At 72.2% G+C, this 13,508-nt stretch carries 11 protein-coding genes; 2 read left to right on the top strand and 9 right to left on the bottom strand.

The window, feature by feature from the left end; genetic code table 11:
* Positions 1–7 precede the first annotated feature (7 nt).
* The 3 genes from CLV68_RS25090 to aspS all read right to left on the bottom strand — a co-directional run bounded on the left by CLV68_RS25090 (position 8) and on the right by aspS (position 4,154).
* Positions 8–1,234 carry a hypothetical protein gene (locus CLV68_RS25090; protein WP_342772806.1) on the bottom strand — a complete coding sequence of 409 codons (1,227 nt, stop codon included), beginning with the start codon at positions 1,232–1,234 and terminating at the stop codon, positions 8–10.
* 174 nt (positions 1,235–1,408) lie between these two features.
* The gene (locus CLV68_RS25085) at positions 1,409–2,341 is read right to left on the bottom strand and encodes a DUF389 domain-containing protein (RefSeq protein WP_121393312.1); all 933 of its coding nucleotides are present in this window, start codon (positions 2,339–2,341) and stop codon (positions 1,409–1,411) included.
* A gap of 1 nt (position 2,342) precedes the next feature.
* Positions 2,343–4,154 carry an aspartate--tRNA ligase gene (aspS, locus tag CLV68_RS25080; protein WP_121393311.1) on the bottom strand — a complete coding sequence of 604 codons (1,812 nt, stop codon included), beginning with the start codon at positions 4,152–4,154 and terminating at the stop codon, positions 2,343–2,345.
* A 347-nt stretch (positions 4,155–4,501) separates the two neighbouring features.
* Here aspS and CLV68_RS25075 point away from each other — a divergent pair, with 347 nt between their 5' ends.
* Positions 4,502–5,491 carry a helix-turn-helix domain-containing protein gene (locus CLV68_RS25075; RefSeq protein ID WP_245782288.1) on the top strand — a complete coding sequence of 330 codons (990 nt, stop codon included), beginning with the start codon at positions 4,502–4,504 and terminating at the stop codon, positions 5,489–5,491.
* Between the two features lie 49 nt (positions 5,492–5,540).
* Here CLV68_RS25075 and CLV68_RS25070 read toward each other — a convergent pair whose 3' ends face one another.
* The 6 genes from CLV68_RS25070 to CLV68_RS25045 all read right to left on the bottom strand — a co-directional run bounded on the left by CLV68_RS25070 (position 5,541) and on the right by CLV68_RS25045 (position 12,246).
* Positions 5,541–6,245 (bottom strand): hypothetical protein, encoded by a 705-nt coding sequence (locus CLV68_RS25070; RefSeq protein ID WP_147460154.1) that lies wholly within the window; start codon positions 6,243–6,245, stop codon positions 5,541–5,543.
* Positions 6,246–6,303: 58 nt separating this feature from the next.
* Positions 6,304–7,515 carry a uroporphyrinogen-III C-methyltransferase gene (gene cobA / locus CLV68_RS25065; RefSeq protein WP_170224559.1) on the bottom strand — a complete coding sequence of 404 codons (1,212 nt, stop codon included), beginning with the start codon at positions 7,513–7,515 and terminating at the stop codon, positions 6,304–6,306.
* Positions 7,516–7,658: 143 nt separating this feature from the next.
* Positions 7,659–8,603, bottom strand: a complete 945-nt coding sequence (locus CLV68_RS25060; RefSeq protein WP_121393308.1) for a DUF7847 domain-containing protein — start codon at positions 8,601–8,603, stop codon at positions 7,659–7,661.
* Between the two features lie 52 nt (positions 8,604–8,655).
* The gene (locus tag CLV68_RS25055) at positions 8,656–9,501 is read right to left on the bottom strand and encodes an alpha/beta hydrolase-fold protein (RefSeq protein WP_170224558.1); all 846 of its coding nucleotides are present in this window, start codon (positions 9,499–9,501) and stop codon (positions 8,656–8,658) included.
* Positions 9,502–9,950: 449 nt separating this feature from the next.
* Positions 9,951–11,126, bottom strand: a complete 1,176-nt coding sequence (cbiE, locus tag CLV68_RS25050; protein ID WP_121393306.1) for a precorrin-6y C5,15-methyltransferase (decarboxylating) subunit CbiE — start codon at positions 11,124–11,126, stop codon at positions 9,951–9,953.
* A gap of 31 nt (positions 11,127–11,157) precedes the next feature.
* Complete coding sequence (locus CLV68_RS25045) at positions 11,158–12,246, bottom strand: SAM-dependent methyltransferase (protein WP_121393305.1); 1,089 nt, start codon at positions 12,244–12,246, stop codon at positions 11,158–11,160.
* A gap of 72 nt (positions 12,247–12,318) precedes the next feature.
* Between CLV68_RS25045 and CLV68_RS25040 the strand changes: the two genes are divergently transcribed.
* On the top strand, positions 12,319–13,479 hold the full coding sequence (locus CLV68_RS25040) for an 8-amino-7-oxononanoate synthase (protein WP_121393304.1): 1,161 nt from the start codon (positions 12,319–12,321) through the stop codon (positions 13,477–13,479).
* Positions 13,480–13,508: the final 29 nt, after the last annotated feature.

Genomic DNA, 13,508 nt, shown 5'->3' with positions numbered 1-13,508 from the left:
TTCGGTGTCAGTCGAACGCGGGGTAGAGCGGCAGCGAACGCTCGCCGAACCGCGACCGCAGACCGGTGACGACGGCCTCCGCGTGCTCGGCGACCGCGACCGACTTGGCCCGGCGCGCGGCGGCGGCCAGCCCGGTCCAGCGGGCCACCAGCACGTCGGCCTGGTGCGGCCTGGGCACCGACCCGCCGGAGCCGAGCTGTTCGAGGTCGGGCACGGTGAGGAACTGCCAGGTGGTCAGCCACACCCAGAACACCTGGGCGTCGAGCAGCCGGGGCCCGAGCACGGCGTCGTCGTCGAGGTCGGGCCACATGACCCGCACCTCGGCCCGCCAGGCGGCCAGCATCGCGTCGGTCATCCCCGGCGGCAGCGCGTAGGCGCACCAGCAGGACGGGAACGGCACGGTCAGGTAGGCCGCGTCGAACATCATGTTCCGCACGCAGCCGCCCTCGAAGTCGAGGAACCGGACGCCGCGGTTGGTGATCAGGTTGTTGTCCGGGCAGGAGTCGGACGGGCTGAACGCGCGGTGCCTGGCGGTGTCGAGCAGGCCGAGGGTGCGCCGGGCGGCGTCCCACGCGGCGGGCGCGGTGTCCACGCCGAACTCGCCCGCGAGCAGCAGCGGCAGCGCCTCGATGGCGATCGGGCCGTCGACGGTGAGCGGGTCCTTGGACTTGGGCGGGCTGAGCCTGCGCAGCAGGGCGTCGAAGTCGGCCTCGCGGCCCGCGGTGGAGGCGTGCAGCCGCCCCAGGGACCTGGCCCAGGACAGCAGGGCGCCCTCGGCGGCGCGGGCGTCGTCGCCGTGCAGCTTCTCGGCCAGCGTCGGCGCGCGCCCGAGGTCCTCCATGACCAGCAGGTTGGTGCCGCTGTCGTGGGCGAACAGCTCGGGGCACATGCGGTCCTCGGCGGCCAGCGCGGTGAACAGCTGGTAGCTGACGGCCTCGCGCACCCAGCTGTCGCGGGTGGCGCCACCGGCCGGGCGGACGTAGCGCTTGACCGCGAGCGTGCGCGGCAGGGAGAAGGGGCTGGCGGCGACCTTGACCCGCAGCACGATGGACCGCTCGCTGCCGCCGAGGTCCTCGGGTTCGGCGAGGTGGATGCGCGCGCCGAAGCGCTTGCTGAGCACGGACTCGGCGGCCACCACGGTGGCCAGCACCTCCGCGCTCGCGAGTTGCTCGGATTCGCCTGGGCCGTCCGGTTCGCCGGTGCCCGGCGGATCGGCGGCGATCTCCACACTCATCTCCTCTGACCCTGCTCCCGATCGTAGGGGGCCGACGGCGGCCCGGTCAGCACTCTCGCCGAGAAGACCGTAGTGGTCGGGCAGGTCTCCCGACGAGCGACCTGCCAAGAAATCACAGCACCTCGACGCATTCCGGTGGGTCACCCACCGCGGAGTTCCCAGCGGATGGGAGGTTCACCCCTCGGCGAGCGGCCTGGTCCTCGACGCGGTCCGCCCGCGGGTCAGCAGCACCACCGCCGCGGCGACCACGATGCCCACCAGGTTGACCGCGAGCTGACCGGCCGAGGCCACCACCTTCTCCCACTGTCCTAGCACGGCCGCGACCCCGATGTACCCGGCAGCGGGGACCGTCGTGACCGAGATGAACACCCCGACCAGGGCCGCCGACTTCGCGGAGGTCATCGACAGCATCCCGGCCGCGCCCGCCAGCACCGCGACCACCAGCGACCACGGGCCCACCTGGTAGACGAAGTCGACCTCGTGGTCGCCGCTGATCGCGCGGGCGTCGAGCAGCCCCACCCGGTTGCCGAGCCAGGTCAGCGCGGCGGCGGCGGCGATCGCCACCGGGAAGCCGACGGCCAGCGCGGTCGCGGCTCGGCGGACCAGGTCGCCGCGGCGGCGGACCAGGCCGACCGCCAGCGCGGCCAGCGGGCCGAACTCCGGTCCGACGACCATGGCGCCGACGATGGTGACGGCGGAGTCGGTGATCACGCCTGCCGCGGCGAGCAGGCAGGAGATGGTCAGGAACGCCAGGAAGGTCGCGTTGAGCCGCGACTCCTCGCCGGTGCGGGCGACCAACTCCTCCCACACCACCGCGTCCGCGGCCTGCCCCGGGGCGTCGCGCTCGGCGCGGTCGGCGGCGTCGGACAGCGAGGTGTCGACCTGTTCGAGGGTGATGCCGCCGTCGCGGTCGATGCCGAGCCCGCAGAGCGCGGCCAGGACCTCGTCGGTCGCCTCGCGGGCGACGTCCGCCTCGATGACGTCGCCCTCGGGGTCGATGGCCGCGCCGCGCAACAGCACCAGGTGCGTGGCGCCGGGGTGCTCACGCAGCACCTCGAGCGCCCGCTCGGTGCTGTCGCGCGGGCTGAGGACCCTCAGGTGCAGCAAGTCAGGACTGGGCCTGGCCGCCAGACTCGGCGGGCACGGCGGGCTTGGTCGGCTTGAAGTCGATCCCGGCCTCCTTGCGCTGCTCGGCGGTGATCGGCGCGGGCGCCGCGGTCAGCGGGTCGAACCCGCCGCCGGTCTTCGGGAAGGCGATGACCTCGCGGATGGAGTCCAGCCCGGCCAGCAGCATGACCAGCCGGTCCCAGCCGAGCGCGATGCCGCCGTGCGGGGGCGCGCCGAAGGCGAAGGCGTCGAGCAGGAAACCGAACTTCTCCTGCGCCTCGGCCTTGTCCAGGCCCATCACGCCGAACACGCGCTCCTGGACCTCCTTGTTGTGGATCCGGATCGAGCCGCCGCCGATCTCGTTGCCGTTGAGCACGAGGTCGTAGGCGTAGGCCAGGGCGTTGCCCGGGTCCTGCTCGAACCGGTCGACCCACTCCGGGGTCGGGGAGGTGAAGGCGTGGTGCAGCGCGGTCCAGCGGCCACCGCCCACGGCGACGTCACCGGCGGACTGGGCGGCGGCGGCCTCCTCGAACATCGGGAAGTCCACCACCCAGACGAAGGCCCACGCGGACTCGTCGATCAGCCCGCAGCGCTTGCCGATCTCCAGGCGGGCCGCGCCGAGCAGCGCGCGGGCGTCGTTCGGGTTGCCCGCGGCGAAGAACACGCAGTCGCCCGGCTCGGCGCCCGCGGCCTTGGCCAGGCCCTCGCGCTCGGCCTCGGACAGGTTCTTGGCGACCGGGCCGCCGAGGGTGCCGTCCTCGCCGACGAGCACGTAGGCCAGGCCCTTGTGGCCGCGCTGCTTGGCGAACTCCTGCCAGGCGTCGAGCTGCTTGCGCGGCTGCGCGGCACCGCCCGGCATGACCACGGCACCGACGTAGGGCGCCTGGAACACCCGGAACGGGGTCTCGGCGAAGTACCCGGTCAGCTCGGTCAGCTCGACGGCGAAGCGGATGTCGGGCTTGTCGGAGCCGTAGCGCGACATCGCGTCGGCGTAGGACAGCCGGGGCAGCGGCCCGGTGATCTCGTGGTCGGCCAGCTCGCGCCAGATGGCGCCGATGATCCGCTCGCCGAGCGCGATCACGTCCTCCTGGTCGACGAAGCTCATCTCGATGTCGAGCTGGGTGAACTCGGGCTGCCGGTCGGCCCGGAAGTCCTCGTCGCGGTAGCAGCGGGCGATCTGGTAGTACCGCTCCAGGCCGCCGACCATGAGCAGCTGCTTGAACAGCTGCGGCGACTGCGGCAGCGCGTACCAGGAGCCGGGCTTGAGCCGGGCGGGCACCACGAAGTCGCGGGCGCCCTCGGGGGTCGACCTGGTCAGGGTCGGGGTCTCGACCTCGACGAACCGCTCGGCGTGCAGCACGTCGCGGGTGACCCGGCTGACCTCGCTGCGCAGCCTCAGCGCCTTCGCGGGGGCGGTGCGGCGCAGGTCGAGGTAGCGGTAACGCAACCGGACCTCGTCGCCGACGGTCAGGTGGTCGTCGAGCGGGAAGGGCAGCGGCGCGGACTCGCTGAGCACCTCCAGCTCGGTCGCCAGCACCTCGATGGCGCCGGTCGGCAGCTCGGGGTTCTCGTTGCCCGCCGGGCGGGCGGCGACCTCACCGACGACGCGCACGCAGAACTCGGCGCGCAGCCGGTGCGCGCGCTCGGCCATCTCCCCCTCGCGGAAGACGACCTGCGACACGCCCGAGGCGTCGCGCAGATCGATGAAGATGACGCCGCCGTGGTCGCGCCTGCGCGCCACCCACCCGGCGAGGGTGACGGTCTGCCCGGTGCTCTCGGTCCGGAGGGCGCCTGCCTCGTGCGTGCGGATCACGGTGTGCCTCTTCTTGTCCAGATCATGGGATGTTCGCCGCGACCAGCGGAGTGGTACCGGCTAGTCGGTCAGGCTAACCAACCCCTCGGGGGGCCTGTCGAGCAGGTTTATGCTGACTGGCCACGGTGCCGGGACGCGCGGCGGTGACTGGGAATGGGAACGGTCCCGGTGACCCCTATGGACGGTTCTCATGGACCGTTCGGCGGTATAAGACCGGCGCCATTCAGGCTATCCGGTGACCCCCAGGAGTGATCCGGTTACCCATGAATTAACACTGACGCTACCCAGCGGGCCCCCCAAGACGTAATGTGACCGTCAGGGCGTAAGGGGTAACCCAGGGAGTGAACATGGGTAGCGGTATCACCCGCGAGCCAGTTCGTGAGCTTCACCAGAACGGGAGTGTCCGCCATGCGTTGACGGCCGAGCAGCCCGAGTCGCTGGCGGCCGACGCGTTCCCCACGGCGTTGCGGTCGGCGATCCAGGCCAGTGGTCTGAGCCTCGACCGGATCCAGTACCGGCTGCGCGCACGCGGGGTGTCGATCAGCGTCACGGCGCTGAGCTACTGGCAGTCCGGGCGCCGCAGGCCCGAGCGAGCGGAGTCGTTGGCCGCGCTCGGGCATCTGGAGGACGTCCTCGGGGTGCCCACCGGCTCGCTGATCGCGCTGCTCGGCCCACCGCGGCCGCGCGGCAGGGTCAACCGCGAGTCCTCCCGGCTGACCGTCGAGGCACTGTGGGGCAACAGCGAACCGGTGTCGCACCTGCTCAAGCGCATCGACTACACGACAGACAGCGCGCTGACCAAGATCAGCCAGCACGACAAGATGGAGATCGCCGTCGACCGCGGCGAGAAGGCCCTCAACATCCGCCAGGTATTCCGCGCCGAGCGGGACGGGGCCGATCGCACGCTGCTGGTCTACGACCTGGAGGTGCCTGGCAGACCGTTCCCCGAGATCGTCGCGGGTGACACCTGCCGCATCGGCCGGGTCGCGCAGGACCCCACCGCGGGCCTGGTGGCCGCGGAGATCCTGCTCGACCAGCCGCTCAACCGCGGCGAGACGACGATCGTCGACTACGTGCTGCGCCACCCCGGTCCGCCCTACTCGCGCGGCGACGACAGCTACTGCCGCAAGTTCCCGGGGCCGGTGCGCGAGTTCGTGCTCGAGCTGAGGTTCGACCCCAGGGCGCTACCGGCGTACCTGGAGCAGTACACCGTCGACATGGACGACCAGGTGACCAACCGGCGCAAGCTGGACGTGACCCTGGACGGCAAGGCGCACGCGGTCGCCCTGGACTTCGGTCCCGGGATCCTCTGCGTGCGCTGGGAATGGCCGGACTAGTACCACTGGTCCGGGCGTTCTCGAGGATCGAGTACCGCGGGGACCGGCTCTAGGGCCGGTCCCACCCGGTGATGGTCAGGGTGAAGATGGCCTCGCCGACGCGCCCGTGCGCTCCCGCCGCCGACACGACGACGGGGTAGGCGCCGGGGGCGGCGGACGGGCTGGTGAAGATCCACAGAGTGCAGGCACCGCCACCGACGGGCAACCGCGCCGGGCTGAACGTGGCCCGGGTCCCCGGTGGCACGCCGCCGACGCTGAGCTCCACGGGCTCGTCCGTGGAGACGGTGACGCGCGTCTGGGTCAGGAAACCCGGCTGCGTCGTCGACTCGTCGGGCACCAACCGCACCCGGATGCCACTGTGCGTCGTGGCGTCGTCGACGGTCAGTGAGAGGTACGCGCGCGCGGTCATGCCGTTGGGCGCCGTGGCGTGCACGGTGACCGGGTAGACGCCCGGGCTCGCCTTCTCCGAGATCGCGATGCTGAGCTCGGTGGTCTCGCCCGCCGCCACGACCTTCGGCTCGAACGCCGCCAGCGCCCCGCAGGGCAGACCGGTGACCGACATGGTCAGCGTGTGCCGCTCCCCGCCCGCCCGCGTCACGATGGCGGCGACAGCCCCACCGGGCCTGCCCACGCGCACCGACAGCGGCTCGACGGACACGGTGAAGTCGCCCGGGTGCGTGCTCGGGCTGAGGAACGGGTCGATCGCGTAGGCCACGGTGAGGGTCTCCTCCGGTTTGTGGACCCTCACCATCACCGTCCGGACATACGCGGAACAATCCGTAGTCGTCGCAGTACGGGTACTGATTGTTCTGCTAAGAGAGCGCGGTACGTAGGTCCGCGACGGGGCCGATGACAGTCACCGCGGGCGGCCGGATCCCGGCTTCGACCAGGTCATCGGCCACACGGTCCAATGTGGAACGCAGGATCCGCTGGGACCGCGTGGTGCCCTCTTGGACCACCGCGACCGGCGTCGTCTTGTCCCGCCCGCCGCTGATCAGGACCTCGGCGATGGCCGCCAACTTGTCCACACCCATCATCACCACGATGGTGCCGCCGAGCCGGGCCAGCGCGGACCAGTCGGTGAGCGTGTTGGGGTCGGTAGGGCCGATGTGCCCTGAAACGACAACGACCTCGTGCGCGACACCCCTGTGCGTCACCGGGATCTCGGCGACAGCGGGAACGGAGAACGCGGAGGTCACGCCCGGCACGACGGTGACCGGCACACCTGCCTTAGCGCAGGCGATCAGCTCCTCGAACCCACGGCCGAACAGGTACGGGTCGCCGCCCTTGAGCCGCACCACGAACTTGCCCGCCTTGGCGTGCGCCACAAGGGCGTCGTTGATGGCGTCCTGGCTCGCCGCCCGCCCGTACGGGATCTTGGCGGCGTCGATGACGGTGACGGACGGGGCCAGTTCGTCGAGCAGGTCGCGCGGGCCGAGCCGGTCGGCGACAACGACATCCGCGCGCGCGAGCAGACGACGGCCGCGCACGGTGATCAGCTCGGGATCCCCCGGACCTCCACCGACGAGCGCCACGCCCGCGGGTTCCCGTTCCTGGTCCGCGATCCGGCCTTCCCTGAGCGCGTCGAGCAAACCGTCGCGGATGGCAGCGGACCTCTGGTGCTCACCGCCCGCGAGTACGCCGACGAGCAGACCATCGTGGTCGCCCGTGGCAGGCGTGACAGCACTACCGGCGCTCCCGGCATCCGCGCGCACGCAGAAAACCCGTGTCCGCTCAGCCTCTTCCGCTACCGCCGCGTTGACGGCCGTCTCCGAGGTGCAGCACAAGACATACCAAGCATCCGCGAGATCACCGGCCCGATAGACCCGCCGGTGCCAGACGATCTCACCCGCGTCCGCCATCGCCTCCACCGACGGCGTGGCCTCCGGCGACACCACCTCGACCACCGCACCGGACCGCACCAACCGCGGCAACCGCCGCTGCGCCACCGTCCCACCCCCGACGACGACCACACGGCGCCCGGCCAGGTCCAACCCGGCGAGATAGTGCTGCTCGACTGCCATGCCGGACAGCATGCCCGGTCCCCGGCCCCGAACCCGCAACCGCCGCCCGACAGTGTGACGGAGCGAACGAGCGGTGAACACCGGTGGGTGTCATCGAGCGCCGCGGGCGGAGGACACCGCCCGGGATGGCGGCCGTCCGGTGGTCAGCCTGCCTTCAGCCAGAGGCCCTCGATGCCCTCTGCCCTGGCGCGGTAGTCGATGTAGAGGAGGCACTCGAAGATGATGATGACGACGCCGGAGATGCTGCCCATGATGATGACGGCGAGGATCTCGCCGAGGGCGCTGGCGTTGCTGACGCGGTCGAACAGGGTGGTGATCACCAGGCCGAACATGCCCAGGACCAGGTTCAGCAGGACCGTGATGCCCGCCAGCCGCCACCAGCCGCCCGCGCGGACCAGGTGGCGCGAGCGGTCCAGCGCGGCGGCCGGGCCGAGGCCCTCCACGACGATGAGGGCGCGGGCGAAGCTGAACGCGATGGACAGGTAGATGATCGCCACGAGCAGGGGCAGGGCGATGAGCACGCCCGCGCCGCCCGCGGCCGCCATGGCGAGGACGGCCACGGCGGCGATGCCGCCGAGGATCACCACCACGACCAGCATGGTGACGAGGAGCCTGCCCAGGTGGGGCGCGCTCTCGCGGAGCGCCTGCCGGATGCCGGTGGTGTGGCCGAACACGGCGCGCGGGATGACGACGTTGACCACTGCGGCGAGGACGAGGCCGAGCACGGCGTTGGTGGCCAGGCCGATGCCCAGGTCACCCAGGATCGGGCCTGCGACGTCCCAGTCGATGGCGGTGCCGGTGACCACCTCGGTGGTGGGGACGTCCCCGATGAACAGGGTGCTCAGCAGCAGTCGCAGCAGCTCGGCGCCGACCGCGACGGCGAGCGCCACGCCCAGCAGCGCCCCCGCGTTGCGGCGCAGCGCGCTCACGGTGCCGCCGACGAAGTCCGGCAGGCTCAGCGGCCGCAACGGGACGATGCCGAGCTGGATGGCGCCGGTGTGGTCGGTGCGCGACCGCGACGGGTGCACCGGTGGCGGCGTCGGCTCCGGACCGCTCGGCTGCTCGGGCTGGTCGGGTCGGTCGGTCATTCGCTGGTCCCCAGGTCGTTGTCGGCGCGGACGGGGGCGCCGACCAGCAAGGCTACAGGTAGCCCGCGACGAACTTGAGCGCCTCGGGGATGGCCCGGCGGAAGTAGGCGTCGTCGTGGCCGCCCGGGTCGAACGCGGTCTTGACCGCCTTGACCTTCTGGGCGAGCTGCCTGGTCAGCTCGAGGCGCTCGGCGTCCTCGGTGCCGCACCACAGCCCGATCGGGGTCTTGCCCAGTTCCATCGTGTGCCGCAACGGCTCCAGCCGCTCCCACTGGGCCTGGTCGTTGAACATCTTGGCGCGCTGCGCGGAGTCCCAGGTGCTGTAGAGGGTGGGGCTGATCGCGGCGACGGCCTGGAAGCCGGGCGAGCGGCCCTGGTTGAGCGCGGCCGAGCCGCCCTCGCCGAAGCCGACCACGGAGAACGGGGTGGTCGCCAGGTCGTGGTAGTCGAGCCAGCCGGGCAGGTCCTCGTTGAGCATCCGGTGCGGGTCGTCGTCCTTGTTGCCGACCCAGTTGCCGCCCTCGACGGCGACGACCGCGAACGGCGGCGCCCCGTCGCGCACGATCTGGGTCAGCACCTGCGGCACGCCGTAGTCGAGGAACACCTTCGCCGCGCCCCAGCCGCCGTGCAGCGCGATGCACACCGGGATCGGCTCCGGCGGGATGCCCTCCGGGCGGATGATGACGATGTCGACCTCGCGGTAGCGGCCCGCGGACAGGTTCCTGCCGGTGACCACCGGCGCGATCTCGCTGGTCGGCGTCTTGCTGCCGATCACGGGGTTCGGTGGCGCCGACGGCGACGCCTGCTGCTGGCACCCGGCGACCAGCCCGGCACCCAGCCCGACCCCGGCCACCAGCACCGAGCGCCGCGACAGTCGAACAGTTCGCGCAGTGTTCACAAGTTCTCCGCTCCTCACGGACCCCTGGGCCGAATCCTATTGGTCTACTGCCGCCACGTGGGCGCTCCGTAGTGAAACGGTTGCCGGGAGAGCGCTCCCAGTCCGCCTGTGATCCTTCACAAGGGACGCAACGCTTGTGCGGATAGGGCCAACTGGCAACTGGTAGCTCTACCGTCCCCCGACAATCGTCCCCGGCCAATCGGGTCACACGATCTCTAGCGCTACCACCACTTCACCAGCGGCACGGCCGGAACCAGGCGCATTCAGCCCAACGCCAACAAGGCCGTTTGCCACCACTCGCGTCTCTTACGCCATCCACCGGTGAACGATTCCGGTGCCGCGCGGGCTACGGATTCAAGATGATCTCGTGTTCGGCCGTGGACGTGGACCAGTTCGCGGTCCGGGGCACCAAACCGCACGGTTCGTGCCCACCTTGGTACTGACCGTGATCAGCGGGTGGCCCAGATCAGCGCGGTGGCGTTCGCTGGAGTGAGGGTGGTGCCGTCCGGGGTGGGGGTCAGGGCGGCGGTGGTGAGGTGGCAGCCGTCGACCTCGTAGCCCGCGCCGGTGAGGATCTGGCGGGTCTCGGTGAGGCGGTCGACCTCGCGGACCAGGACCACCACCCGGTCCGCGCCCGCGGCGGCGCACGCGCGGACGAGGTCGGGGCGGGCCGAGGCCAGGAAGATCGAGTCCGGGCGCGGCAGGTCGGTCAGCGCCTCGCCGTCGGCCAGCCGGACGTCGACCTCGTGGGCGGCGGCGTTGGCGACGATCCGCACGCACAGCCCGGGGTCGCGCTCGACGGCGATCACCGCGGCGCCGAGCCGGGCGGCCTCGATGCCGACAGCGCCGGAGCCCGCGCCGACGTCCCACAGCAGTGCCCCCGGGCGCGGGGCCAGCCTGGCCAGCGCCAGCGCGCTGATCTCCGGGGCGACGCCGAGACCCTCGCGGGTGGCGAAAGCGCTTGCGGGCAACGCCCAGCCGCCGGGCGGGGGCACCGGTTCGCCGCCCGCGATCCACCGGGCCGCGCCGACGGCGTCGATCGAGGTCAGGCACAGCACCAGGTTCGGCTCCCGCCAGCGTGCCCGCTCCGCCTCGGTGACGTCCACAATGGACAGCTTCTCGGCCTGGCCGCCGACGTCCTCCAGCACCGCGATCGCACGCCGCCAGCCGCGCAGTTCCCTGGCCAGTTCGGCGGGACCGGCGCCGGGGGCGGTCAGCACCGCGACGGCCTTGCGCGCGCGGCAGACGTTGACCGCGTGCCGGAAGTCGCGGCCGTGCGCGCTGACCACGGTGATGTCGTCCCACGGGCGCCGCAGCATCGCCGCGAGGCGCTGGAGGTCGGTGATCCCGGGGCGCACCACGACCTGGACGCCGCGCTCGCGCAGCACCCGCAGGTCGCCGAAGAAGCCGGGATCACCGGGGACGAGCAGGACCGCGGCGTCGGCGGCGGCCAGGGAGTCCAGCGCGGCGCCGGTGAGCGGACCGGCGGTCTCGATCACGCGCGCCGACCCGGTGTAGCCCGCGAGCAGCGCTCTCGGGCCGACGACCAGGTCCGCGGCGTCGAGCGCGCCACCGGGCACTGCCTGGCCAGCCGCGGCCAGGCCACCTAGAACGGTCACCGTCATGGCGGTATTCGACCACGCCCGTGAACGGGTCTCACTTCTTCGTGGTGCGCCTCGCGCCGGTCCGCGTCGGGCGCGCGGGCTGCTTCTTGGTCGCCGTGGCCCGCTTGACCACCGGTTTCGGCTCCGCGGCGACCGGCACCTCGGGCACCGACTCGACCGCCGGGGCACCCGCCTGCTCGACGGGAGTCGGCTCCGGCTGGGCCACCACGGGCTCGACCGACACGAACTCGGCGTGCTCGGGCGCAGCAGTCCCGGGCTCAGCCGACTCCGGTTCGACAGCGTCGGCCACGGTGGGATCGCCGAGAGTGGGATCGCCGAAGGTGGGCGCGGGCTCCGGGAAGGAGCGGCGCGACCAAGAGCCGTTCGACCGCCACGACCTCGAGGTCCACCGCTTGCCCGTCTCGGCCTCGCGCGGCGCGTACCCCGCCCTCGGCTTGGCCTGGCGCAGCGCGTCGCCCACGAGGAACACCGCGTTGCGCCACAGGTTGGCGCCCTTCACGTCGGCCACGAGCTCACCGATGGTCGTGCGCAGCAGCGTCTCGTCCACCCAGCTGACCTTGTGCGCGACCACCACCGGTACCTCTGGGTCCAACCCGGCACCGAGAAGGGCCTCGACCAGTTCGGCGGCGCGCGCGGCCGGGGCGTGCACTACGAGCGTGCGGCTGTCCGCGGCGACTTCGCGTACCCGCTCGAAATCGGCCTCGGTGACCACTACGGTGTCGGCGCCCGCGGTCTCGACGAGCGCGTTGCCGGTCGCGGCCGCGGCGGCGGACACCGGCGACACCCCGGCCACGACCTCGGTGTCGAGCCCGAGCCGCGCGCACAACTCGCGTTGTTCGCGCAGGTCAGGGCAGTGCGCCGGATCGCCCGCGACGAGCCGGACGGCGCGGTGGTGCCTGCTGGCGAGCCTGCGGTACAGCTCGGCGAGCTCGTCGGCGGCGAGCCGGGCGTGGTCGACGAGGTCCGCGTCGGGTTTGGTGTGCTCGCGCAGCCACAGCGGGTCGACCGCGCTCGGGGTGTAGAGCACCAGGTCCGCCTCGGCGATCCTGGCCGCCCCGCGCAGGGTGATGAGGTCGGCCGCCCCCGGTCCAGCTCCCACGAAACTCACGGCGCCACGCATGGCCCGACCGTATCGTCCGGCCTGCCCCGCCCCCTGGGCACCCCGAGCGGTGGCCGGTGTCAGACTCGCTGCGTGAACGACGCACCCAGCCCCGCCGAGCAGGTCTTCGACTGGCTCGACGCGCACGCCGACGACCGCCGCCGGGCCGGGTTGGCCAGGCAGCTGCGGCCGCGCGGGCACGACTCGGACCTGCTCGACCTCGCGGGCAACGACTACCTGGGGCTGGCCCGCGACAAGCGGGTGACCGGCTCGGCGGCGGCGGCGGCGCTGCGCTGGGGCGCGGGGTCGACCGGGTCGCGGCTGGTCACCGGGACCACGGAGCTGCACAGCGAGCTGGAGTTCGACCTGGCCCGGTTCTGCGGGACGCAGGCGGCGCTGGTGTTCTCGTCGGGGTTCGCGGCGAACCTGGGCGTGGTGACCGCGCTGTCGGGGAAGAACTGCTCGATCGTCACGGATTCCGCCATCCACGCCTCTTTGATCGATGGATGTCGACTGTCCCGCGCGGAGGTAGCGGTGGTCGGGCACGCCGACCCAGCCGCGGCAGGGCGCGCGCTCTCGACGCGACGGACCGAACGCGCCGTCTATGTCACCGATTCCGTGTTCAGTGTTGACGGTGACCTGGCCCCGTTGGATGAACTCGCCCAGGTATGCCGGGAGAACAACGCGGCACTGATCGTCGATGACGCGCATGGCCTTGGCGTGCTTGGTGAAGGCGGCCGGGGCGCGGTCGCGGCGGCCGGGCTGGCGGGCGCGCCGGACGTGGTGACGACGGTGACGCTGTCGAAAGCCCTTGGCGCGCAAGGAGGCGCGGTCCTAGGCCCGCGCCGCGTCATCAAGCACTTGGTCGACAACGCGCGCAGCTTCATCTTCGACACCGGCCTTGCCCCGAGCAGCGTCGCGGCCGCGCTCGCAGCACTCAACATCCTGAAGGAAGAACCAGACCGCCCAGGGCGAGTGCTTGAGGTAGCGCTAACTCTCGCTGAGCGCCTTAAGGCAGCGGGGCTGGCGGTAAGCGATCCGACAGCAGCAGTGGTGTCGGTGCGCGCGCCCTCCGCTGACGCCGCACTCGCGTGGTCCAACGACTGCCGCGCGGCCGGGGTGTGGGTCGGCTGCTTCCGCCCGCCGTCCGTACCGGACTCGATCTCCCGCCTGCGGCTCACCGCACGGGCGGACCTGACCGAGGGCGACATCGACCGGGCGGTCGACGTCATCACCCGCTGCGCCCCCCGGTAATCGACTGGCCGAGCGGTGGGCCCGGCCCG

It is taken from the genome of Actinokineospora cianjurensis, assembly GCF_003663795.1.
GTDB classification, from domain to species: Bacteria; Actinomycetota; Actinomycetes; order Mycobacteriales; family Pseudonocardiaceae; genus Actinokineospora; species Actinokineospora terrae.
This window is presented reverse-complemented; position numbering and strand designations above follow the sequence as displayed.